This window comes from Micromonospora reichwaldensis (assembly GCF_031845925.1).
GTDB lineage: Bacteria > Actinomycetota > Actinomycetes > Mycobacteriales > Micromonosporaceae > Micromonospora > Micromonospora reichwaldensis.
Genome location: NZ_JAVRFL010000017.1, coordinates 112,901 through 136,649 on the forward strand (window position 1 = coordinate 112,901; position 23,749 = coordinate 136,649).

Sequence of the window (23,749 nt, forward strand, 5' to 3'; positions counted from 1 at the left end):
TCGCTCAGTGGACCGGGGCCAGGGACGCTTCGTCGCTGACGGCGTCCGGGCTGTCCTCGTCGACCAGCAGCTGGACCTGGTCCACGGCGGCGCGGATCCGGCGGACGACCTCCGCTCTGCTGGAGCCCGTGGCGATGACGTGCCCCAGGCGGTCGTAGCCGTTTCGCGGTGGCCGCACGGACGTGCCGGGGGACGCCGTCACGGCCACCTGTTCGACGCCGTCGAGGTGCTCGATCTCCGCCCCGGCCGCGGTACCCCGGAGCGTCCCGGGTCGGGGAGCCACCAGGAACTCGATCGCGGCGTACCCGTGCGTGGTCGAGGAGAGCCGGGTCGGTCCCCCGACGGCCGCGGCCAGCTGCGCGGCGAGCAGGTCCGAGCCGGTGGCGAGGCGGTAGAGCTCGGGGATCATCCCGCCGGCCGGGCGGGGATTGATCTCGATGATGGCCGGGCCGGACGGCGTGAGGCGTACCTCGGTGTGGGTCGCCCCGTGTGACATCCCGACCGTGGCGAGCGCCCGCAGGACGGCATCCACCATCTCGGTCGCCTGGTCCGCCGGCAGGTCCGCGGGGAAGACGTGACCGAGCTCCGCGAAGTACGGCCCACCGGTCACCTGCTTCTCGGTGATCCCGAGACAGCGGTTCCCGGTGCTCTCGCCGAACACCTCGACGCTGAACTCGGCACCCCGCACGTACTCCTCGACCAGCGCGCAGCGGGCGGTCGGCATGCCCCGGACGTTGACGCGCATCGCCAGGACCGCCGCCACGTGCGCGGTCGCCTCCTCGACGGTGGCGCAGAGCAGCACGGCGTTCGAGCCGGAGTCGTCCGCGGGCTTGACCACGCACGGCAGTCCGACCTCGCGCACCGCGGCAGCGGCCCGCGCCGGGTCCGTCACCGCGACGAAGCGGGGTTGCCGGATCCCGCTGTCCCGCAGTGCCTCCCGCAGCAGGGCCTTGTTCCGACAGGCGGCCACGGCTGCCGGCGGGTTACCCGGCAGTCCCAGCCAGTCGGCCAGCTCGGCGGCGAGCACGGTGTAGAAGTCGCTCGTCGTAGTCACCCCGGCGAGCTGTTCACGACGGAACCTGCCCTGGATGAGCGAGCGCAGGGCCGGCAGGTCGTGAGTCTCGCAGACGATGACCTCGCAGTCGGTGTCGGCGAGCCCCGGGTAGCGGTCGGGACGGTCGGTGAGCAGCACCGGACGCAGCCCCATCCGTCGTGCGACGCTCAGGGCGAGCACGCCGGTCCCGCTCGTGTTCGCCTCCAGGAACAACAGGTGCCGCTCGCCGTCCGTACGCGGGACGTCGTCCGTCCGCGACCAGCTCACGGCGACCTCGCCGGGGCTGATCGGACGCGGCCGGTCCGCCGCGTCCATCTCGTCCAGGCGGTCGGCGGCCCATCCGTCGTCGTAGACGGTCTGCGCGTACCGGTCGCCGCGATCGGGGAAGATGCCGACGATCCGGGTCCCCGGCTCCGCCCGGCGAGCCACGTCCTTCAACACCTGGTAGACCGAGCCCGACGTGTTGCCGCCGAAGATCTGCTGCTCGCGGGCCAGGTCACGGGTGGCACCGAACGCCTCCCGGTCGTTGAGCCAGTGCACCTCGTCGATCTGGCGACGGTCCAGGTTGGCGGGCTCGAGGCTGTTGCCGAGTCCGCCCTGCAACCTGGTGGGCACGTCCGGCTGACCGAACAGCACGCTGCCCACGCAGTCCACCCCCACCACCCGCAGCTCGGGCAGCGCGCGTCGCAGCGCCCGGGCCGAGCCGCACAGCGATCCACCGGTGCCGACCGCCCCGACCAGGACGTCGAAGGAGGTGAGGTCCCCCAGCAGCTCCCCGGCCAGGGACCGGTACGCACCCGGGTTGTCCGGATTCCGGTACTGCTCGGGAAAGAACGCACCCGGCAGGGCTTCGAGGAGCTCGTGCAGCCGTTCGAGGCGGGCACCCTGCCAGCCCTGGCTGGACATCCGGTCGACGACGTGCACCTGGCAGCCCAGGGCGCGCAGCTTGGCGAGGGTCACGGGGTCGATCCGGGGGTCGGTGACGACGTGCACCGGATGGCCCAGGGCGGTGCCGACGAGGGCGACTCCCAGCGCCATCGTGCCGGAGGAACTCTCGACGATCGGCGCACCCGGTCGGAGCACGCCCAGCCGTCTGGCCTCGAGGATCACGTAGCGGGCGACCCGGTCCTTCATCGCGAAGAGGTTCTGGAGTTCGAGTTTGGCGTACACCTCGACGCGCGGGTCGACATCCATTCTCAGCCTGATCAACGGCGTGTGCCCGATGGCGTCGACGACGTTCTGGAAGATCACGCGCTGGCCCCCGATCGTCCGTGGGTGCCGACGTCGCTCGCGCCCACCCGGGCTGCTCCGCTAAAGATCGTCATTCTTCCCCGATTCGACGCTCATCGACGCCCGAGCAGTGCCCGAGCGGAACCTCGCCGTTCACGACGGTCGTCCCACTGCTGCCGGAGGAGCCGGAACTCGTCCGCCTGGCTGGCGAGCAGGTCGGCCAACGCCTGCGGATTGACCGAGCCCGTCGACCGCTTTCCACGAATTGCCTTCTCGATGTCGAAGGCGTCGGCGAGCACGCGTGCGGCGTCGGAGACCTGGTATCCGTGCCGGCCGGCGACCTCGACCAACAGCCCGGGGTCTCCGGGATGGGGCGGGATGTCGGACGAAATGGCGGCGGCGATGTACTGCCCGACGACGATCTGGGCGTCGCGCCAGGGGATCCCGTCGTTGAGGGTAAGGTCGTTCGCCAGTGCGAACGCGCCCAGATACTCCCGCCGGCAGGCCTCCCGCATCCGGTCGGACCGGAAACGCAGGTTGTCGACGACGGTCGAGAAGAGCCGCAGGGCCGTCCGCGTGGTGGAGACGGAGACATGGAGGTTCGCGGTCGCCTCCTTGGACACCTCCACCATGTTGGAATAGGGCGTCGAGCGTTGGGCGAGGACGATGTCCACACCGAAGGCGCCGAGATGCGCCAGCTTTCCGCGGATCCGTTCCAGGATCGGGAAGTTCTTCTTCTGCGGCATCGCCGCAGAAATGCCGGAAAGCTCGTCGGGCAGGTCGATGAAGGCGTACTCGTTGCTGCCCCAGGTCATGAGGTCGGTGACGAAGCGGCTCAGCTCGGCACCCAGAATGGAGAATTCCGCCATCATCTCCACGGCCAGCGACCGGGACGCCACGGCGGTCAGGGCGTGCGGAACCGGTCCCGCGAAGCCGAGCAGGTGCGCCATGCGGTGACGGTCCCAGGGCAGCTGCTGGCCGGCCATCGAGCCCGCGCCGAGCGGCGAGAGGTCGTTGCCGTCGTAGGTGGCGAGCCAGCGGCGCAGGTTGTGCAGAATCTGCTGGGAGAGGGCGGCCAGGTAGAAGCCGGGGGTGATCACCTGGGCCGCCTGGAGGTGGGTGTATCCCGGCATCAGCAGATCGGTCGTGCCGTCGGCGAGCCGATGGACAGCCTCACCGAGGCCCAGCAGGTCATCCGCCGCCCCACCGAGCCACTCGCGTGCCGCGAGAGCGTGTGCGGTCGCCTGAGAGTCGTTACGACTGCGGTCGACGTGCCAGGTCGGGACCGGCTCGGTCAACTGACCATGCACCCACTGCTCGATGGCCATCGACGTGTCGGACATGTTGGTGGCGGGGTCGGCGCTGAGCGTGGACTCGTCGATCCTGCCAAGCTTGTCCGCGATGTCTCGTCGTTGATCGCCGGTGATGACCCCCATCCGCTCGTACTCGAGCAGGAGAACCGCTTCCACAGCGAGATAGTGGGGAAGCAGGTGGGTCATGTCGAAGTCGAACTGCGGTCGGAGGATTTCATCATGCACCTGACGGGACGGACCGCTGGACAACCGTCCTGACATCAGGGCGGAGCCCTGGGGAACGAGTTGCAACTGAAGACCCCCGTTACGGAGTTGCACGGCCGGACTGCAACCCGAATCCGCACCCTGGGGCGCGTGACATCGCCTGCGGATCGGACCGCCTCGAATGAAGGACAGTCACCTGAGGTGGGTGCGACGATTCACAAGGAAGGCGCGATCGGCGGCGCTGGACGCATTCGACGCTTGCCGTCAGCAGACATGGAACCAACTCCCCCGTGGAGCGACTACGACATCGTGCAGGCAACGGAGCGTGAATCGGCAGTTCGCGCCAATACGCGGTCTTCGATGGGGCGAGATTAGCCGCGTGCCTCATGCCTCGCAAGGGACTGCATTTCGCGCGCTATGTCTGGTACAGGTCGCATTTGTTCTTCCCAGACCCGGCTCCGAAGCACCCGCCTGGGCACCCTGACGATGGTGGGAGCTTTTCCCTCGTCCGGGGCCACCCACGGCCATCGATACTGCTGGCAGGCTCACGGCCAGGACCAACGAGCGCCATTGGCGCGTGGAAACTCGTAGCGTCTCAGGGGATTTGGTCGACCCCGCCCCCTCGTCAGCCGACGCGGGACAGCGCCTGCCTGCACGTGGCCCCTTCAAGCGGAACTCCAGGCTCCGTCGATGACGCTGACTGGAAGTATCCCCCGCGACTACCGACCGTCCGGGCGGTCATGCATTCCGGCCTCCCGGACGGCGACGCTGGAGCCCGCGTCGAACGCCTTCGCCATCGCCTTCAGCGACCGCTTCCCGGCCGCCGGCGGGCTGGTGGTGGTCGATCCGGCTGCCGAGGCAGCCTCGGCCTGCCTGAACGATGCGGCCATCGCCGGTGAACGCCCTCTCATCGGTCCTCGGAAGTGAGCGCCTGGGCGACCTCCGCAAAGGCGCGGACGCGGGCAGTGGCGCCGTCGGCGCGCCAGAGCAGTCCCCACCGCAGGGGTTGCGCGTCGCGGAGATGCACGTACGCGACGTCGGGGCGGGCGTAGTAGCGCCTGGCGTTGTCGCCGTAAGGAAAGACGCCGAGTCCGGCACCGACGTGCGTGAGGATCTCGTGGAACGTCGCGCCGGGGAGCCCGGCGCTGATGGGTCGCCCGGCCGGGGTGGCGTGCGGGGTGCGGTCGGCGCGCAGGGATGACGGCAGGGTGTCGGGCAGTTGCAGCATGGTGACATCGGCCAGGTCCTCGACCGAAACAGCGTCGCGACCGGCGAAGGGGTGCCCGACCGGCACGGCCAGGAACCGCGCCTCGGACACCAGGACCGGGCCGGTGCCGATGTCGGGCTCGTCCACGGGGAAGGTGGCCAGGGCGAGGTCGCCGCCACGACCCGCACCACATGTTCCGCGCCAACTTCCCGGTACAGGGCTGAGGCAGAAATCCCGATCACGAGTGCACGTCGTCGGCGCCGGGACCGCCGCATCGGCATGACAATGCCGATCACGGCGAGTGCGGCGGCTTGGCCTTCTGCGGGTAGATCGTCTCGTGACGCGCCAGCATGGCAACGAACTCGCCGATCTTCCGCTCCCGGGTCTGCGCCCGTTTGACCCCATTGACGCGGTGGATGAGAGCGAACCGGTTGGTTTTGGTGAGTACGTCGAACATGGCCTGGGCGGCGGGATCGGCAGCGATAGCGGCGAGGAGGTCGTCCGGCACCTCGGCTTCCGACGGCGGGGCGTAGGCGGCCGCCCACCGCCCGTCCGCCTTCGCGGCTTCCACAGCAGCGCGACCGGAGGGCAGCATCCGCCCCTGCGCCTCCAGGCGTGCCACGTGGGCGACGTTGCGTTGCGACCAGGAACTGCGGGGCCTGCGCGGGGTGAACCGGATCCAGGAGGTCTCCTGATCCCGTTTACGGGCCTGCCCGTCGATCCAGCCGAAACACAGGGCCTCGTCGACCGCCTGCTGCCAGGTCAGCGTCGTGACCGTGCCGCCCTTCCTGGTCAGGGCGAGCCAGACACCGGGCGACGTGGCATGGTTGGCCGACAACCACGCGCGCAGCGCCTCGGCGTCCACGACGATCAACTCATCCAATTCGGCGCTCACCATGACGGCAGGCTATCGCTGCGCCGTGGCCACAGCCTCATCCTGTGGGACGGCCCTGCTCGTCGGGCTGCCGTGGACGCCACAGGTCGGGCACAACCTGTCCTCATTCTGCCGGAGAGCCTGCGGGAGAAGAGCTGGCGTGACTGAGCCTTTTCCATCCTGGCGGCGCAGGTGGCTGGCGATCACTGTCGGCTTGCGGCGGAATTGGGGAGCACAACGTGCAGGGGCGAGTTCACTGGCTCCAGCCTTGGGCCTCCGGCGAGCCGTGCATGGCCGCGTGTGACGTCGTGGCAGAAAATAGACGGGTGACGAAGACCTTTGTTGCGCGGCAAGCGGCAGACAGCTCACCTGCACTGAGCCTTTTCCATCCTGGCGGCGCAGGTGGCTGGCGATCACTGTCGGCTTGCGGCGGAATTGGGGAGCACAACGTGCAGGGGCGAGTTCACTGGCTCCAGCCTTGGGCCTCCGGCGAGCCGTGCATGGCCGCGTGTGACGTCGTGGCAGAAAATAGACGGGTGACGAAGACCTTTGTTGCGCGGCAAGCGGCAGACAGCTCACCTGCACTGCACTACTACGTAGTTCACGACGGCGCCGGCGGGCCGGAGGGCCTGCTGGTTGAGGAGTTCCTGCTCGCGGCGGACTACTCCTCGGCGGGGCTGGTGAGCGGCGGCTGGAGTCGAGAGGAGGGCCAGTGGCGCGATGCTTCGTCCACCAGTCGGCGCTTACGCGTCGACGCCGCGCTGCGGGCCCGAGTGACGCCCGTGGGCCGGGCAGCGGCGGCGGCGTTCTACTGGGATCTCTGCGGTGCCGATCTGCCGGACGAGCCTGAGCTCCGGGCGTGCTTCGGTGGCCTTCCCGCGCAGGCACCGTGTGCCTTGCGGCTGAGCGGTCCCGAGGCCAGGTCGGGATTTCGCGAGACGCGCGTCTATAGGATTCTCTTCGCCGATGAGTTGACCCAGGACGCCCTTGCGGCACTGAGCGAGGCGTGGCAGATGCCGGTCACCGGCGACCTCGCGGATCCCGAGGTGCGCGTTTTGGGTGCGGTGCGTCGCCAGGTTGCCGGCGACGCCTTCCGCTGGGATCTGCGGCGGGTGGCCGCAGGTGCCGCGTGGGGGCTGGACGTGACGTGCGATCTGGTGGGGGAACATGACGAGGCGGTCGGCGTGCTGCTGCGCGGTCTGACGACGCAGATGCGGCAGCAGGGACTGATCCCCGTTACCGTCGACCGATTTCGCTGAACGTTCTGGCTCCCGTTTGCTCGGCTCTGTTACGGCCAACGGTTCGCCTCGACGTGGTGCAGGACGAGGATGGCCTGCACGATCGGGGTGGCTCGCCGGGGGCAGCAGCGCAGCTTGTTCAGGATCTTCCACGTCTTGAGGGTGGCGATCGCGCGTTCGCCGCGGGCGCGGATCTTTGCGTGGGCGCGGTTGACGGCCCTCTGCCGGCGTGACAGCTTCGGTCGGAAGCGGCGCCGCTTGAACGGGGTGCGGAGGCTGCCGCGGGCTCCTTGGTAGCCCTTATCGGCGAAGGTCATCACGTCTGCCCTGGTCAACGCGTCGATGATGCCGTTGGTTCGGGCTGCGGTCAGGTCGTGGACCGCACCGGGCAGCGCTGGCGAAGCCCAGACAAGTCGGCCAGCGGCATCCGCGATCACCTGCACGTTCACGCCGTGGCGCTTGTGTTTCCCGGAGTAGTACGGCCGCTGGTCGGCGACCCGGTCGATCGTAATCAGGGTGCCGTCCAGGATTGCGTACGCCAGTCGGCGGATCCGTTGGATGGCGGTGGCCAGGCCGTCGGCTGCCGACCTGAGCAGGGCTATTGCTTCCTGCACGTAGCGCCAAGCGGTGGCGACGCCGATCCGGAAGCCGGCCGCGAGTCGGGTGTAGGTGTCGCCGTTGCGCAGGTGAGCGAGAGCCAGCAGCGCCTGCCGGCCGGGGTCGAGGCGTCGCCACCGGGATCGGCGCTGCTTGCGGTGGCCGCGGATGCGTTCGGCGAGGTGGTTCAGGGTGCGGCTGGACAACGGAATCGTGGCGGGGTAGGACAGCATGGCGAGGCTCCCGGTCGGGGCTTCGAGTCTTGGTCGACAGCTGTCCTACCTGGAGCCTCGCACCCATCGATCACCGGGCCTGCCACACCCATCCTGAGCTGCAAGATGAGCTTGGAAAAGGCTCACTGATCAGGAATAGAGAAGTGATGCCGAACGCACCGCCGATAGCGTGGACGGCACACGAGCCATACGACGTCGAGGAGAAACGACGATGACGAAAAAGGACGCAGCCGTAGGAGGGTTTTCCACGCAGGAGCGGGCCGCGATGAAGGAGCGTGCGGCGGAGTTGAGAGCCGGGGCCAGACGCACGAAGGGTGCGGAGAAGGCCGCCGCCGAAGAAGCGGAACTGCTCGCGAAGATCGCGCAGATGCCCGACGGAGACCGGGAAATGGCGGAGCGTGTGCACGCGATCGTCACGACCGTCGCGCCGGACCTCGCCCCCAAGCTGTACTACGGCCAGCCCGGGTACGCCAGGGACGGGAAGGTCGTGGTCTTCTTCCGCAGCGGGCAGATGGACAAGGAGCGCTACTCGACGTTCGGGGTGAGCACACGGGCGGCCCTCGACGAGGAGGGCGGGTTCTGGCCGACCTCGTACGCGCTCACCGAACCAACGGAGCAGGCGTGGGAGCAGCTCGGCGACATCGTACGGCGCGCAGCGGGAACGCAGCAGTCGTGAGCGGGCCGGCCCACGGTCGGACGATCGTGGCGGTCGCCCCTGCCGCCTTCTCTTCGACTCGGCTGCTCAGACCGCGCGAACTTCGGCGAGCCGCCTGACTGCGTCCTCGTCGTCCAGCAGACGGCGGCTCCCCATGCGGCCGACGCCTGTTCGTGGCCGTGACCGACAACCTCCGCGCCGACGGTTGGCGGATCGGGTTCCTCCGCCCGGTCGACGGCACCTCGCCCGACGACCTGGCCACCGACCTCACGCTGGAGACGACGGCACCGGCCATCGTGCTATCGGTCTTCGACAGCGACTGTGCCTTCGCCACGGCGGCCGACCCCGCCGGCGAGGCCGTCGAGTTCCACCTCAACGAGAAGATCGTCCGGGCCCTCGTCGACGACGACAGATTCGAGCCGCTCGACAGCCAGGCCGCCGCCGGACTGCTGCGCCGGGCCGAGAAGGCGGGCCTCGTCGCCAGCCCCGATCAACTCGCGAGCGCACTAGAGGAGCGCCCGGGTCCGTTCGGAGACGGAATCGTCGAACTTACCGAGGCCCTCGGCATCGCGGCAGATCAGCACGGCGTCAACCGATGCCGTCGACCGCGGCCCTGAGTGCGTTGATCGACGGATCCCAGCTGAAGTTCAGAACGGGGAGGCCGGAAGCGGAGGCATTGCTGTCGCCACCAAGGACCACCGCCCGCGGCTTACCGGTGCCCTGGGGAACTACGAGGTACCAGTTGCCCTTGACATTCGCGATGAACACTTCATCTACCTCCTGGTCGGGTGGGTTCGGGTTGGCGACGTCTCCGACGTAGTTCTCGAAATCCACCGTCGCGCGGAAATTCGTCGGACTGCCGGTGTTCAGCCAGAGACTCGTATGCACATGCGGCCCGACACCGCGGTCGCTGCCGTGCGCCGAGGCGCCGGAGTACGCGATCGTCTGGCCTCGCGACACACGTTGCCCGGTCGAGACGGCGATCGTCGACAGGTGCAGGTGCCGGGTGTAATTGCCATCATCGTGGGCCATCCCCACGACGCGCCCGGTCGCGGTGGAGGTGTCGGTCTTCACGTAACGGATCGTGCCGTTCGCCGCGGCCTTGACGGGGGTACCGATTCCGACCGCATAGTCGGTGCCCGGCTCACCCGAGGGCGGCGTCCGGTTCCGGTGGTCCTGCCACGAGCTTGAGATCCGGACGTTCCCGCACGGCCTCTGATAGCTGCCGGCAGCCTGAGCGGAGCCGGGCAGCAGAGCAAAGGCGGCCGACACCCCGGATGCCGCCAACGCGGCGCCTGTGATGAATCCCCGTCTCGAAAGTCCCCGCAGATAGGCGATGCCACCGAGATCCTCGGGCCGCAGATCGCCGTGGCTGACATTCTGAGGAGGGTCAGGGCGAGGCTCCCCGCTGAGGATCATCGATGCAACGTAAGGCTACTTCCGTTGAAGGGCAAGGATTTCCCTACGATCGCTTTGGGGCATCGCGCGAGCCCTCTCCGTGACGTAGCCAGGCCAGGGCGTGCGTCGTCGTAGGTCACGTTGCGCGTAGGTCGCTTCGAGGAAGATCACCATTGCCGGTTCCACGCCCCATCTGGTGGAGAACTGGTCGGGTGCCTCCTGCGTGGTCTGCCGAATCGGAGGCTCAGCTCAGGACGGCGTGGGTGTCGGTGAGGAAGCGGTCGCGGTCCTCGCCATGGGCGATCGCCGCGTTGTAGATGGCGTCGATTGCAGCAGCCAGCGGATCGTCGTTCGCCAGGGCGATCAGGGCGGGAAACGCGGCGGCCTGCTGAAGTGCCCCTGCGACGGTGCGGGTGCCGATCCCTGGCGTGCCCAGGCGGAGGGTGACGGTGGTGTGCGGAATATCGGGATCGGACATGAGCCGGTTGAACGCGGCACTGCCGCTCTGCTCGGTGAAGGATCGGGGCAGTGGACGGTCACCCTCGGCCGCGGCGAGGGCGTCGGCGATCCACCCGATCTGCTCCAGCCCGGCCACTCGCATCGCATGGCGGGCCGCCCAGCATGCTGCCTCCCGCTGGCGGGCGGCGGGCAGCTCAGCGATGCGGTCGAGCAGCCGGCGGTCGATCCGGGCCAGCGACTGCGCCTGGCCGAGGAGTCCACGGACACGATCCGACGGCGGAGCGCCTCCCCACCGCTCGGCGTCGCGCTCGGCCTGCAGACGGCGGGACCTCTCCGCCAGCGCGGTTGCCTCGGCGGCCTGCCGACGCAGCGTCTGGATCCACGGGTACGACCCGGCGGTGTCGAGCAGATGGTCCCAGATCAGGCTGAGGGCGAAGGCGTGCCGGCCCAACACTCCCTCGTGCCGCACCGTGAAGCCGCCAGAGCCGGACATCACCCGTACGGCACTCGGCTCGTCATCCGGCAGCGTCGTCAACGGATGAGGGAAGATCGGTTCAACGGCGGTGGCCCACGACCAGGTGAAGGTCTCGTCGTCGACCCGCTCCAGACGAACCTCCAGGTCGCCGACGGGCAGCACCTCGGCCGGGACCTCGACCGGCGCGGGCCGATGACGGACCACCGCCACCCGGGACAGGTCGGCGTCGTCCTCGTAGGGGTGACCTGCTGGCAACAGCGGCAGGATGCCCGGGCGGGCGGACGGGCGAGGTACCAGCGACAGCATCGCCCACTCCGCGGCCTTCGCCGGCTTCTGCTCCCAGTCGCGACCTGCGGGGTCGGCCAGCACGGTGCGCCACGGCGCCTCCTCGGAAACTCCCCAGATGTGCAGCTCGTGCCGCTCGGGCGGGTCACCGTCAGTGCGTACCGTCTCGTGCAGTCGGTCGCGTGCGTGCACCCGCACCCTGACAAGCCCACGGGGGACGGCGACATCGGTAAGGGCGTCCGTGGTGCCACCCATCAAGCCGATGACCGACAACCGACCGCTGGGACTCCAAAGGGTAACCTCACTGATCGCGTCCCAGCCGTCGTCGGCCTCTGCCGCAGGCCCGGACAGCACACGAACGCGTGCCTCGATCCACCCGGTGTGAATACCGCAGAAACCGGTGAACTGACTCGGCCCGCAGAGGTGTAGCAGGTCGTCGCCGAGGATGTAGATCCCCATGCCGGACACACCCGGCGCGGTGAACACCTCGTACTGGCAATGGCTGACCGGCAGCCGCGCCCAGTCGGTCATGAACGCCGAAGGTCGATGATCCCCGCTGGGGGCGTCATTCACTCCCGAATCCTACGGCCGCCGTCAACGACGTGACGGACGACCTGCGGCATGAGAGGGCGGGTCTCCGGTGGGCGCGTGGACGAAGAAGCGGACGACCACACCCTCAAGTCAGCGGACGCTGGCTCGCAGTGGCCTGGCGATCCGCGCCGACCTGGATTTCCCGGCCCAGCTCTCCGGTCTCATCGGCCGCGGCTGAGGGCCGCGTCGAGGTCATCGAGATGGCGTGAGACGGGGCCGACGGTGAGCATGCCGCTGCCGGCTCCGGCCAGCTCGTTGGCAGCCGGCGTGAGTTCGATCCGGGCGCGTTTCATCGCCGTCCGCTCGTCCAGGGCGATGGCAGCTTGGGCGGTGAGGCACCACAGGGCCTCGAACAGCAGGTCGCGCGGCGGATCGGGGGTGTGACGCAGCGCCGCGGTGGCATCGGCCGGGCGGTCCCGTCCCAGTAGGACGAGTGGACGTGTCCAGGGCATGTAGGGGCCCCAGTCGGTGTCCTCGTCGAAGCGGACCGGTTCGCCGTGCGACACGCGCAGGCATAGCAGCGCCAGTGGTAGGAGACCCCGCTCGACACCGGGCATGCCGGCGTTGGCGAGCTGTGCCGCCCCGTCGCGGTAGGCCGCTTCCGCGGCCTGCGGCGACGGCTCGGTCGCGGCCAGTCGCAGTGCGCGGTACCACTGGGTGAACACGCCGACCAGCGGGCGGTCGTGCCGTTCGGCGAGCCGGTCCGCCGCGGTGGCGTGCTGGTCGGCGGTGGCGAAGTCCGCAAGCGCGCTGCGGGCCTGCAATTGGACGAGATGACCGAGGATCTCGAACGTCCCCAGGCCCTGCTGGGCGGAGAGCGCGACGAGCTCGGCACCGATCTGGTCCCGCTGGGGAGCCAGGCCCGCGCGGTGAAAGGTCTGCATGAACACGCCGTTCAGAGCGAAGGCCAGCAGGGCCGGGTCGCCCAGGCGGCGCGCGATCCGCTCCGCTTCCCGGGCCGCCTCGGGTCCGCGCGCCGCGCGGGTACCGCGTGACTCCACCGCGATCGTGGCCAGCAGTCGGGCGCGGGTGGCCTCGGACGAGCCAGGACGAAGGGCAGTCAGGGCCCGCTCGGCCGCCGTCACGATCCGCGTCGCCTGCGCCGGATCATCCGAGCGCGTCCAGATCGCGGGTACGTCGTAGCCGCCGATCACCCGGGCAGTAAGGTCAGGATCACCCAACTGCTCGGCGGCGGCGATGGCCGCGATCCGCTGTTTCCGCGCCGTCTCAAGTCCGCTCGCCCCCGTCACGGCGAGACTTCGCAGCAGGCCGACCGTCGACTCCAGTCGGGACGCGGAGCCGGACGCTACCGTACGGTCGTATGCCGCTGCGGTCTCCGCCCAGACCCGTTGCGGTCCCGGTGGACCCAGCCCGTCGCTGACCCGATCGGCTTGGCGGAGGATGTCGGTCTCCAGGCGACGCAGTCGCGGGCCCGGATCGACGCCGAGCTGTTCCAGGAGCAGGCTGCGGGCTCGGCGCAGTACCGCAAGCGCATCACCCTGGCGTCCCGCGTGGTAAAGGGCAAGCGCCAGCAGCCGCCACGCCTCCTCCCGCCACGGATGCTCGGCTACGTGGGCGTCGAGATCGGGTACGACGTCCGAGGCGCGCCCGACAATCAGTCGCGCCTCGGCCCGCTGCTCGATCGCGTTCAGCCGTAGCTGTTCGAGGCGGGAACGCTCGACGCGCGCCCACGGCTCGTCGTCGATGCCGGCGAGCGCGGGCCCCCGCCACCAGCTCAGGGCACGATCGAGCCGCTCGAGTGCCTCCTGCGGCGGCGCTGTGGACGCGGCGGCGACCTCGTCCTCGAACCGCCAGGCGTCGACCGCGTCCGGCGCCAACCTGAGCGCGTAGCCCGGGCCCTCGGTGACCAGCAACCGAGCCGGCTCGCGCGGTGCACGCTGCGGCTCCAGCGCGCGCCGCAGCGCCGCCACGAACGTGCGGACGCTGCCGACCGCACCTGGCGAGGGCTCCTGCCACAGGTCATCGACGAGGCGGTCGACCGGTACGACCCGACCGCGCCCGACGAGGAGTCGCGCCAGCACCGCGCGGTGTTTCGGCCCCTTCAGGTCTATCGGCGCGCCGACGCCGTCCCAGGCGACGACCGGCCCGAGCACACCGAACCTGACCTGCACCGATCGGACCGCCCTTCCGCGCCTGCGTTCAACGTATCGCGCTCATCGTTTGCTCATCCGCGACCGGCACGCTGGAATCGCCCACCCGACGAGAGAAGGACAACCATGACTATCACCATTCCCGGTTTCGACTACCGGCGCGTCGCGGTCGACGGGGACTTGACGATGAACGTGGCGGTGGGGGGCACGGGCAGCCCGATCGTGCTGTTGCACGGCTTTCCGCAGACCCACGTCATGTGGCGGCACGTCGCCGTCGACCTGGCCACCGACCACACCGTGATCTGTCCCGACCTGCGCGGCTACGGCGCAAGCGACAAGCCCGACGCGCGCGACGTCGACACGTACTCCAAGCGGACCATGGCCGCCGACATCGTCACCCTCGCCAGCAGGCTCGGCCACGAACGCTTCGCCCTGGCCGGACACGACCGTGGTGCCCTCGTCGCCATCCGCGCCGGCCTCGACCATCCCGCCACGATCACCCACCTCGCCATCCTCGACGTCCTGCCGACGCTGGACATGTGGGACATCCTGCACGGGTCCTCCGCCGCCGTTGCCTTCCACCTGTACCTGATGGCCCAGCCACCCGGCCTGCCCGAGCAGATGATCAGCGCCAGCGCGGACGCCTTCTTCGGCTACTTCCTCGACGTATGGGCCAAGGATCCCCAGGCAATTCCTGCAGACCTGCGGGCGGAGTACCTGAATGCCTCCCGCGAGGCGGTCCCCTCCATCGTCGCCGACTACCGTGCTTCGGCCGGCATCGACATCGCTCACGACCAGGCCGACCGAGCCGCCGGGAATCGGCTGCCCATGCCGGCCACCGTCGTCCAGCAGGACTGGGGAGCCGCACTCGGCTACGACGCCGCCGCGCTGTGGCACACCTGGGCTGCTGATCTGGACCACCGCACCACGTCGGCCGGGCACTTCATGGCCGAGGAAGCGCCTGACGAGATCATCAAGGTCCTGCGCTCCCTGCTTGCGCGGTAGCGGATCGGCTGCCCGTCGGCGGCGCGGTAACGGGCCCAAGTCGGCAGAGCCGTGAGCTTCTGATCATGTTCCGGAGGCCATGGTGGTCACGGACGTGTGCCGCAGCGTATGTGGGTGCATCCTCGGCATCGGGATCCCCGCCGTGTGGGCCAGGTGCTTGAGCCTATGGCAGATCCGGATACGGATGTCGAGATGGTCGGGCAACGTCGGTTCGGGTCCGGCACGATGGGGTGGGCGGTGCCGGTGTCCCCGCTGCTGTTCGGCGTACATCTGATCCTCGCGGCCGTAGCCGGACGCGACGGTGACCACCGGCACCACGCTCATCAGACTCGGAGCCGACGGCGGCGGCTGCCCGGCACCGGGGCCGCCGGGAGGAGGATGCGATGCGGGCCGTCCAGAAGGTCCGCCATCGACGGGTCGACGTCGACGGACTGGAAGTGTTCTTCCGCGAGGCCGGGCGCCCCGGTCAGCCGGCGGTGCTGCTGCTGCACGGGTTCCCCTCCTCGTCGCACACGTTCCGCCAGGTCATGCCCACACTCGCCGACGTCGCGCACGTGATCGCGCCGGATCTGCCCGGCTTCGGGATGTCCGCGTCACCAACCGTCGACGACTACCACTACACGTTCGAGAACCTCTCCTGGACGATCGAGAACCTTCTCGACCAGCTCGGGATCGAGCGCCTCTTCGTCTATCTGCACGACTTCGGCGCGCCGGTGGGATACCACCTGGCCACCCGCGCCCCGACCCGCATCCGCGGCCTGATCGTCCAGAGCGGCAACGCGCACCAGGACGGCCTCGGCGAGCAGTGGGACAGCGCCCGGGCCTACTGGGCCGACCCGACCGACGCCACGCGCGCCGACCTGCCGGACTGGTTGAACTTCGCCGGTACCCGCGACCAGTACCTGGCCGGGCTGCCCGAACGGCTGCGCGCCCTGCACGCCCCCGAGTCGTGGCACCTCGACTGGGAGCGCATGAGCCGGCCCGGCAACGTCGACGCGCAGTTCGCGCTGTTCACCGACTACGCCAACCACGTCGCCCGCTTCGACGAACTCGCCGAATACCACCGCGCTCACCAGCCGCCGGCGCTCGTGCTGTGGGGACGGCACGACGCGTACTTCGACGTCGACGAGGTCCTCGCCTACCACCGCGTTCTCGAGCGCCTGGACGCGCACATCTACGACGGTGGCCACCTCCTGTTGGAGACGCACGCGGCGGAGTGCGCCGAGCTGATGCGGGCGTTCGTGCGCGACAACGCGTGAGCCGATCCATCCAGGGGCGCGACGTTGCCAAAAGCGTAACAACATGGTTACCCTTTCGGTGTGGACGAGGTGGCGGCCGCGATCGCCGATCCGGTTCGGCGGGAGATCCTGCTGATGCTGCGCGACGGGCCGCTCTCGGCCGGCCAGATCGCCGACCGGTTCGTGATCAGCCGGCCGGCCGTCAGCCGTCACCTGCGCGTGTTACGCGAGGCCGGCCTGGTGCGCGACACGGCCGACGGACGCAGGCGTGTCTACACGCTGGTCACCGCGCCGCTCGACGAGCTGGCCGGCTGGCTGGGGCGGCTGATGCGCCCGTCCGGCTGGCAGCACCGCCTCGACGCGCTGGAGACCGAGGTCTACCGCGCCCGCCGCGAGCGGCAGACGGCCGCCGGGCGGCACCCATCAAAGAAGGAGACCGCATGAGCCCGACACCCACCGGCCGACTGATCGGCGACGACCTCGTGCTGACCCGCACGTTCCGCGCTCCCGTGGCGGACGTCTGGGCCAGCCTCACCGATCCGGCGCGCACGGCACGCTGGTTCGGCCCGTGGCAGGGCGACGCCGCGCCGGGACGCACGATCAAGGTCCAGATGGCGTACGAGGAGGGCGAGCCCTGGATGGACATGACGATCGACGCGTGCGAACCGCCGCACCGGCTGGCGGTTTCCGCGGTGGACGAGCACGGCGGCTGGCATCTGGACCTGGTGCTGGTCGAGAGTGCGGGCGTGACCGAGCTTCGGTTCACGCAGCACCTGACCGGCACGGAGGGCGTCGGCGAGGTCGGACCCGGCTGGGAGTACTACCTGGACGCGTTGGCGGCCTCGCGCGACGGCCGGCCGGCGCCGGACTTCGACGACTACTACCCCGCGATGAAGGACCACTTCGAAGCGCAGCGATAGGGGATGGTTCGATCGGGACGTCGATCCGAAGGGGGCACGGTGGGGCGCAGGGCGATCATCTTCCACGGGACCGGCGGCAACCCGGACGCGTGCTGGTATCCCTGGCTGGCAGGGCGGCTCGCGGGCCGGGGATACGCCGTCGAGGTGCCGCACCACCCGGGCATCAACGTCGAGCCGATCGCCACGTTCCTGCCGAAGGTGCTGAACGGGCACAGCTTCGACGAGGACACGGTCCTCGTGGGCCACTCCGGCGGCGCGGCCCTCCTGCTCGCGCTCCTGGAACACGTGGACGTGACCGTCGCCCAGGCGATCCTGGTCGCCGGGTACTGCACGCGGCCCAACACGGAGGAGGAACCGGTCCTCCAGCAGGGCTACGACTGGGCCGCGATCCGGTCGCACGTACGCGACATCTACTTCATCAACTCCCGGGAGGATCCGTACGGCTGCGACGACCGGCAGGGACGCGCCATGTTCGAGCGGCTCGGCGGCACCCAGATCGTGCGCGACGACGGGCACTTCGGCGACCACGACCAGCCGTACGAGCGGTTCGAGCTGCTCGACCGGCTCATCCCCTGACGCCGCCGGCGCGACGGCACCGCCCCGTCGGACCGGTCCGCTAGGCGGTGAGTCCCTTGGCCATGACGTGCTCCCTACGCAGACCGTCGGGCATGAGGTCGCCGAACTCACCCGTGTCCCGGAAGCCGTTCCGCCGGTAGAGCGCCGAGGCGTTGCTGTTGCCCTCCGCCACGGCCAGGCGCAGAGTCCTCGCGCCAACCAGCCGAGCCCACTGCTCGACCGCCCGCACGAGGTGGTCGCCCACACTCCGGCCACGTCCCACCGGCGCCACGTACATCGAGATCAGCTCGACAACGCGGTCCTGATCGGTCGGCACGCCGCTGGCCATGCCGACGGGATGCCCGTCGAGCGTCGCCACCACGTTGTGTGAGCCGGGAATGGCCAGCCGACCGCGCCAGCGTTCCTCCCGGTCGCCGTCACCCTGCCAGTCGGCCAGTTGGGAACCGAAGGCGTACGGCGCCTCCGCCAGCGCGGCGAGCCGCAGATCGCGCCAGGTCTTCCAATCGCCCTCGGTGAGCACACGCGTCTCGATCACGTCGCGAAGGCTGCCGCAGGTGTGGGGACCAGGCAACCTGGTTCCTGCCGCATGGGCGCCACGTCGGTCCACTCCGCCGGCTGGTTCGGCGGAGCGGGCCGGGGCTGCGAGCCGGCGGGCGTACGCGGCGGGAGCGGCCCTCGGCTTCGCCCTGATGAATGGTGTCCCTGAAGGCTTCGGGAGCGAGTGTCTCCCAGGTCTCGGCGGTCATGGTTCCGTCCGGCGACACCGCAAGACCGTGCCTGTGCTGCCAGTTCCTGATGGCCGAGGTCATCTCGGGGGACCACTGCCCGCCATCCGTCAGTGGGACGGAATAACCGGCGTTGCGCAGGAGGTACTGGGCGACGGTGACCACCGGGCCCCGACGGGCGTACCCTCGGCGACCTCGTAGATGTCGGGCCAGGTGCGCTCCGGAACCTCCCCGATCTGTGTGTCGAGATGGGCCGCCACCTTGCGGCGCAGCTGGGGGAACTGGCGGCAGAAGCCGATGCCGGGACATTGCGTGTTGCGGAAGTCCCAGTGGCCGAAGATGTGGTGCGCCCTGAGCTGGTATTGCCGGCCTCGCCGGTGCGGACGAGAAGGTCCAGTTTCCCGATGGTGGGACCGGTGGCGAACGGCAGGTCCTCGGGTGGGTTGATGGCCGGTGCGGTACCGCTGAGCCGCACGATGAGGTCGGTGAGGTGCGCGGCGGATGGGTGCCGTCGCCGAGGACGCAGCGCAGGACGCCGTCGTCGTCGACCATCCCGGCGACGGTCAGGGTGAGGGGGTCGCGGCGACGGCCCCGGTGAGGCCGGCCTCGACCTGCGGCGCGCCCACCGCCCACCGACCCCTAAGTGAGGATCGAAGGTGTTGCTTTGATCCACTGGCTGTGCGTAGGATCCCCCACCAAGAGGGCTCTATACATAATAAAGCGGCATCCGACTGCTGAGATACGCAATCGGATGCGGCGCTCACCTTATGGCGAGTTGATTCTTTGAGGTTGTTTGCTGCGATCACATGAAAGCTCGCCTGCCCGCGGCGAAAGCCGTCGGGTCAGCCTACCCTCCCCCGGGCATTCTTCCGCCCAAGGGTTGGAGCCATTCATGCATCTGTCCGCCTTCAGGCGGAAGGGGCCGAGAGGCACACCGCAGATGTGTGGCCGCTCGATTTCGCTCCGCAACAGTATCACTAAATCTCTGTCTATGCGCTGCCACCAAGGAGCCGAAGCATGCACGACGTCTTACCTTCGGCCGTCCGTGGGAGTCCCGGGTGGGGTGTGACCCTCTAGACCATCCTGACGGCGGCCTCGACCAGACGGTCAGCACGGGTGGTCTCAGCTGATGCCCACAGACCTGGCCGGCGTCCAGAGCGGGCTGCCGGCCCGGCATGCACTCCCCGCGCGGCTCACGTCCCCGCCCTTGACTACTCTGCGTCATCCCTCCTCCTGCTGATCAAGCCCCCTCCTTCACGCCAGAGGAGAGAACGCAACCCATCTCTGCCACAGGAGCGGCCGTGACTGAGCAATCGCCCGAGTTAGCCGACCGGGTTCCAGGGGACGAAGCACTCCTCGAACTGCCAACCGACCGGCCGCGTACCCGTGCTGTCGGTAGCCGCAGGGCGGACGAGCCATTCGCCATCACCGGAGTCATGGCCGAACAGGTCGACGCTTTGGCTGGTCGGATCGGGACCGACAGGTGGGTGGTTCTCCAGACCGCGTGGCGCCTGCTGCTGCACCGGTACAGCGGGCAGAGACGATTCGTCATGGGGGTCATGGGTGTGCCCGTCGGCTCAGCCAGGGCGCACGAGCACACCACGGAGCCAGGCACCGTCGTCGAGTGTGGCGATCCCGGGCCACTGGGGTTCGACGCGTTGACCAGAGCAAACGCCTCCGAACTCAGGTGCCTCCTTGGCGACCCGGCAGAACGACCGGGCGACCGCGGACACCGAGCCGGATCTCGGGCCCGGACGGCACGCGCGGTGTTTGCCTGGTACGGCGAGGAGACGACGGTCCACAGCGAGCCGTTGGAGCCTCCCGTGGCCGATGGGAGCACCTTCCGGGCGGAGATCAGGCTGACGATGACCGCGACCTCCGCCGGTCTCGACGGTCGGCTCAGCTACGACCCCGAATTGTTCGACCGCGACACCACCCGCCGCATGGTCACCCACCTGATGACTCTCCTGGGCAGCGCATACGCTGATCCGCACACCCCTGCTCGTCTTCTCACCCTGCTGACGTCCGACGAGACCGCCACGATCACCCGGCAGTGGGGCCGGGGCAGGGCAGCCAGCACGCCCGACCTGTGCCTGCACGAGCTGTTCGAGAAGCAGGCGGATCGGGTGCCGGACGCCGTCGCGGTCTCGTGTGGTGATTCCACGCTCACCTATGGGGAGCTGGAGCGTCAGGCCAACAGACTCGCTCGGCTGCTCCGTCAGCGCGGGATCGGGCCGGAATGCCGGGTGGGCGTCCTCCTGGGGCGGGAGCCGAGGGTGATCGTCGCGATCCTGGCGATCCTCAAGGCTGGCGCGGCATACGTACCGCAGGACCGCGATCAGCCGCTGGAGCGGACGGCGACCGCTCTCGCGGCCGCCGATGTCAGCCTGACCGTCGCGGACGCCCACACCGCCGACCTTCTGGCGGCGACCGGTCTTCCCGTCCTGGACGTCGATCGGCATGCCACCGAACTGCAGGCCCAACCGAGCGACCGACCGGAGTCCCTCGCCACCCCGCGCAACCTGGCGTACGTCATCTTCACCTCCGGCTCGACCGGCACGCCGAAGGGCTCGATGATCGAGCACCGAAGCGCCGTGAACTACCTGCTGTGGGCTGATTCGGTGCTGCCCACGGGCCATCGGCAGGGCACCCTGGTGCACACCCGACTGAGCTTCGACTTCACCGTGCCGTGCATCTTCGTACCCCTCTTGAGGGGCGCGGAGGTGGTGTTGCTGCCCGACGGCGCGAGGATCGACAAGGTGGTCGACGTGCTCACCGGCGACGCCGACTTCGACTTCGTCCGGCTCACCCCGTCGCACCTCGAAGTCCTCGAAGGGCAGCTTCGACTGCGGGGCGGAGGACTGGCCACCAGGACGCTGTTCGTCGGCGGTGAACCGCTGCGACTGGAGGTCGTCAGGTCCCTCGCGGCCCGGGCAGCGGGGCTGACGGTGCTGAGCCAGTACGGCGCCACGGAGGTCACCGTCGGCGGCTGCTGCGTGGATGCGACCGCCGTTGCCGCCGCAGGCGGTCGAGGCACCACGCCTCTGGGGCGCCCCAACCCCAACATCGAGGTCTACGTGCTCGACGAGCATCTTCAACCGGTCCCGTACGGGGTCGTCGGCGAGGTGGTGTTCGGTGGTTCCGGGGTCGGCCGCGGTTACGTCAGCTCACCGGGTCTCACCGCTGAGCGTTTCGTGCCCGACCACCTCGGCGGCCGCCCTGGTGCCCGCCTGTACCGGACGGGGGACCTCGGACGATACCGCGCGGACGGGACGCTGGAGATCGTCGGGCGCCGGGACCGTCAGGTGAAGGTGAACGGGCATCGGATCGAACTCGGTGACGTGGAGAACGTACTGCACACCCACCCGGGGGTGGATCGGGCCGTCGTGGGCGTGGTCGGTCGTCCGGACGGACGGCGTCACCTGGTGGCCCACGTGCAGCCTCGCCCGCTGGTGGAACCGGTCACCGCTCGACACCTCCAGGAGATGTGTGCCGCCGCGCTGCCGTCGTACATGGTGCCGACCAACATCGTCATCGTGGAGACGCTGCGGCTCACGCCGAACGGCAAGATCGACGTACGGGCGATTTCCGATCACGCCGACCACGTCGGCGACGAGCCCTCTCCCCTCAGTCCCGACGAGCAGCGGATTGCGCGGGCGTGGCAGACGGTGCTCGGGGTGGACGTGGTGGCGTCCGCAGACGACTTCTTCGCGCTTGGTGGCGACTCCCTCGCGGCGATGCGCGTGGTCCACCTTCTGGAAGCGGCGGAGCAAGTCCGGATCGGGCTGGATGACATCTTTGCCCATCCGGTCCTGTCAGCACTGGCGACGAGGGCGGAGGGGGTGGAAGGTCCCGCCCAGCCGGCCGTCGCCGCCGAAGAGTCGGCAGGCCAGCCGGCCGGCGCCCTGTCCCCGACCCAAAGCGGTCAGTGGCTCCTGCACCAGGTGTATCCCGAGCTACCGATATACAACGTCCCCCTGGCGTACGAGCTCACGGGGCAGATCGACGTGGCCGCGCTGAACCAGGCGTTGCACCTCCTGGTGAGCCGACACGAGGTGTTGCGTACGTCCTTCCCGGAAAGCCGTGGCGTCTCCACCCTGCGGGTGCATCCCGACGTGAGCGTCAGCCTCGACGAGGTCGATGCGACGGGCAATGAGCCGGCAGTGCTGGCGGCGCAGATGCGCCTCGTGGCGCGGACATCCTTCGACCTCGAACGCGCACCCCTGCTGCGCGCCAGCCTGGTTCGGCTTCGCCCCGACCGGCATGTTCTGCTGCTCTGCCTGCACCACATCATCTGCGACGACTGGTCGATCGGCGTCCTCACCAAGGAGCTGAGCGAGCTCTACGACAGCATCGTGGAATCGCGGGCGGCACGACTGCCGACCCTCGACGTCACGTACTCCGAGTTCGCGGCCTGGTACCAGCGATGGCTCAGCGGCGAACGGCTGGCGCGCCAGCTGGACTACTGGCGTTCCGCCCTCGCCGGCTACGTCCCCTTCGACCTGCCCACCGACAGGCCACGCCCGAAACAGCGACCGGTGAGCGGCGACCGGGTCGAGATCGACCTGCCCGGTCCCCTCATGGGCCAACTCCGTGCGACGGCCGAGGATCACGGCTGCACGCTCTTCATGGCGGTCGCCGCGACGTTCCAGGAACTGCTGGCGCGATACGCCGGACAGGACGATGTGGCGATGATCGTGCCGGTCGCGGGCCGCCATCATCCCGGTACGGAGTCTCTCGTGGGCCTCCTGATGAACACGGTCGTCCTGCGCGTCCATGCCGGCGGCGCGCCGACGTTCGTGGAGATGATGCAGCGTGTGAGGCAATCGGCGCTCGGCGCATTCAGCAACTCGGACGTGCCTTTCGTTCGGCTCGTGCAGGAGCTCAGCCCTCCCCGCGACCGGAGCCGCCAGCCCTTCACGCAGGTCGCCTTCGCACTTCAATCGGTCACGCCTGCCCCCGTAACTTTCGCCGGCACGGAGGTCCGACAACTGTCCATTCACAACGGAACTGCCAAGCTCGACCTGATGGTCGAGGTGATCCCCGTTTCGCCGACACGATGGTCGTTGCGCGCCGAGTACGCTACCGAGATATTCGACCGCGATGCGATACAGGAGTTGGTTCTGCACTTCCGTCAGCTACTCACCGCCGGAGCGCGGGACCCGAAAGCGCAACTCTCGGGGGTGCAGCTGGTGGAGGAGCGCCACCCCTCGTAGACGGCCGTCGAGCTTGGTGCTGCCGTCCAGCGCCGATGTTCGACAGCGGGACGTTGTATGGCGAGTTCCCACTCCGCTGCCCCTCGATCCCGAGCCGAGCCACCTCTGCGCACTGCCCGGAAACCCAGTGGGCGAGGTCGAATCA

At 69.3% G+C, this 23,749-nt stretch carries 20 protein-coding genes; 10 read left to right on the top strand and 10 right to left on the bottom strand.

The annotated features are described in order from the left end of the window. Positions 1 to 4: 4 nt before the first annotated feature. A complete protein-coding gene (locus RM555_RS16405; protein WP_311412561.1) occupies positions 5 to 2,305 on the bottom strand; it encodes a pyridoxal-phosphate dependent enzyme in 2,301 nt (766 codons plus the stop codon). Positions 2,306 to 2,397: 92 nt separating this feature from the next. Next, a complete protein-coding gene (locus RM555_RS16410) occupies positions 2,398 to 3,822 on the bottom strand; it encodes an argininosuccinate lyase (RefSeq protein WP_311412562.1) in 1,425 nt (474 codons plus the stop codon). A 669-nt stretch (positions 3,823 to 4,491) separates the two neighbouring features. Here RM555_RS16410 and RM555_RS16415 point away from each other — a divergent pair. Then, complete coding sequence (locus RM555_RS16415) at positions 4,492 to 4,728, top strand: hypothetical protein (protein ID WP_311412563.1); 237 nt, start codon at positions 4,492 to 4,494, stop codon at positions 4,726 to 4,728. Here RM555_RS16415 and RM555_RS16420 read toward each other — a convergent pair. Both RM555_RS16420 and RM555_RS16425 read right to left on the bottom strand, forming a co-directional pair. Next, complete coding sequence (locus tag RM555_RS16420) at positions 4,709 to 5,413, bottom strand: LysR substrate-binding domain-containing protein (protein WP_311412564.1); 705 nt, start codon at positions 5,411 to 5,413, stop codon at positions 4,709 to 4,711. The genes RM555_RS16415 and RM555_RS16420 overlap by 20 nt on opposite strands. After that, positions 5,301 to 5,906 (bottom strand): YdeI/OmpD-associated family protein, encoded by a 606-nt coding sequence (locus tag RM555_RS16425; protein WP_311412565.1) that lies wholly within the window; start codon positions 5,904 to 5,906, stop codon positions 5,301 to 5,303. Before RM555_RS16425 ends, RM555_RS16420 begins: the two co-directional genes overlap by 113 nt. A 512-nt stretch (positions 5,907 to 6,418) precedes the next feature. On the opposite strand from RM555_RS16425, the gene RM555_RS16430 reads away from it, so the two are divergent. Continuing rightward, a complete protein-coding gene (locus tag RM555_RS16430; protein WP_311412566.1) occupies positions 6,419 to 7,141 on the top strand; it encodes a hypothetical protein in 723 nt (240 codons plus the stop codon). Between the two features lie 29 nt (positions 7,142 to 7,170). On the opposite strand, the gene RM555_RS16435 is transcribed toward RM555_RS16430, so the two are convergent. Then, positions 7,171 to 7,950 carry a transposase family protein gene (locus RM555_RS16435; RefSeq protein WP_311412567.1) on the bottom strand — a complete coding sequence of 260 codons (780 nt, stop codon included), beginning with the start codon at positions 7,948 to 7,950 and terminating at the stop codon, positions 7,171 to 7,173. Positions 7,951 to 8,161: 211 nt separating this feature from the next. Between RM555_RS16435 and RM555_RS16440 the strand changes: the two genes are divergently transcribed. Both RM555_RS16440 and RM555_RS16445 read left to right on the top strand, forming a co-directional pair. Then, positions 8,162 to 8,626: a DUF1801 domain-containing protein gene (locus RM555_RS16440; protein WP_311412568.1), complete on the top strand. Its 465-nt coding sequence runs from the start codon at positions 8,162 to 8,164 to the stop codon at positions 8,624 to 8,626. A 158-nt stretch (positions 8,627 to 8,784) separates the two neighbouring features. Then, positions 8,785 to 9,222, top strand: coding sequence for a beta/alpha barrel domain-containing protein (locus tag RM555_RS16445; RefSeq protein WP_311412569.1), 438 nt, complete (start codon positions 8,785 to 8,787; stop codon positions 9,220 to 9,222). Here RM555_RS16445 and RM555_RS16450 read toward each other — a convergent pair. The 3 genes from RM555_RS16450 to RM555_RS16460 all read right to left on the bottom strand — a co-directional run bounded on the left by RM555_RS16450 (position 9,194) and on the right by RM555_RS16460 (position 13,945). Continuing rightward, entirely contained in the window at positions 9,194 to 10,024 is an 831-nt protein-coding gene (locus RM555_RS16450) for a M23 family metallopeptidase (RefSeq protein WP_311412570.1), read from the bottom strand. The two genes, RM555_RS16445 and RM555_RS16450, sit on opposite strands and share 29 nt — an antisense overlap. 223 nt (positions 10,025 to 10,247) lie before the next feature. Further along, entirely contained in the window at positions 10,248 to 11,795 is a 1,548-nt protein-coding gene (locus RM555_RS16455) for a hypothetical protein (protein WP_311412571.1), read from the bottom strand. Positions 11,796 to 11,974: 179 nt separating this feature from the next. Further along, entirely contained in the window at positions 11,975 to 13,945 is a 1,971-nt protein-coding gene (locus tag RM555_RS16460) for an AfsR/SARP family transcriptional regulator (RefSeq protein ID WP_311412572.1), read from the bottom strand. Positions 13,946 to 14,050: 105 nt separating this feature from the next. On the opposite strand from RM555_RS16460, the gene RM555_RS16465 reads away from it, so the two are divergent. From RM555_RS16465 to RM555_RS16485, 5 genes are all read left to right on the top strand, one after another. Further along, on the top strand, positions 14,051 to 14,929 hold the full coding sequence (locus RM555_RS16465; RefSeq protein ID WP_311412573.1) for an alpha/beta fold hydrolase: 879 nt from the start codon (positions 14,051 to 14,053) through the stop codon (positions 14,927 to 14,929). A 383-nt stretch (positions 14,930 to 15,312) separates the two neighbouring features. After that, on the top strand, positions 15,313 to 16,188 hold the full coding sequence (locus RM555_RS16470; RefSeq protein ID WP_311412574.1) for an alpha/beta fold hydrolase: 876 nt from the start codon (positions 15,313 to 15,315) through the stop codon (positions 16,186 to 16,188). A gap of 60 nt (positions 16,189 to 16,248) precedes the next feature. Then, complete coding sequence (locus RM555_RS16475) at positions 16,249 to 16,611, top strand: metalloregulator ArsR/SmtB family transcription factor (RefSeq protein ID WP_311412575.1); 363 nt, start codon at positions 16,249 to 16,251, stop codon at positions 16,609 to 16,611. Next, complete coding sequence (locus tag RM555_RS16480; protein WP_311412576.1) at positions 16,608 to 17,087, top strand: SRPBCC family protein; 480 nt, start codon at positions 16,608 to 16,610, stop codon at positions 17,085 to 17,087. The genes RM555_RS16475 and RM555_RS16480 overlap by 4 nt, the downstream gene beginning before the upstream one ends. Before the next feature lie 39 nt (positions 17,088 to 17,126). Next, entirely contained in the window at positions 17,127 to 17,663 is a 537-nt protein-coding gene (locus RM555_RS16485) for an RBBP9/YdeN family alpha/beta hydrolase (protein WP_311412577.1), read from the top strand. 40 nt (positions 17,664 to 17,703) lie between these two features. Here RM555_RS16485 and RM555_RS16490 read toward each other — a convergent pair whose 3' ends face one another. Both RM555_RS16490 and RM555_RS31030 read right to left on the bottom strand, forming a co-directional pair. Continuing rightward, positions 17,704 to 18,198 (bottom strand): GNAT family N-acetyltransferase, encoded by a 495-nt coding sequence (locus RM555_RS16490; protein ID WP_311412578.1) that lies wholly within the window; start codon positions 18,196 to 18,198, stop codon positions 17,704 to 17,706. Further along, a complete protein-coding gene (locus RM555_RS31030; RefSeq protein ID WP_396888786.1) occupies positions 18,080 to 18,940 on the bottom strand; it encodes a peptidoglycan-binding domain-containing protein in 861 nt (286 codons plus the stop codon). The genes RM555_RS16490 and RM555_RS31030 overlap by 119 nt, the downstream gene beginning before the upstream one ends. Positions 18,941 to 19,689: 749 nt before the next feature. Here RM555_RS31030 and RM555_RS16495 point away from each other — a divergent pair. Continuing rightward, positions 19,690 to 23,604 carry an amino acid adenylation domain-containing protein gene (locus tag RM555_RS16495; RefSeq protein WP_311412579.1) on the top strand — a complete coding sequence of 1,305 codons (3,915 nt, stop codon included), beginning with the start codon at positions 19,690 to 19,692 and terminating at the stop codon, positions 23,602 to 23,604. Positions 23,605 to 23,749 lie beyond the last annotated feature (145 nt).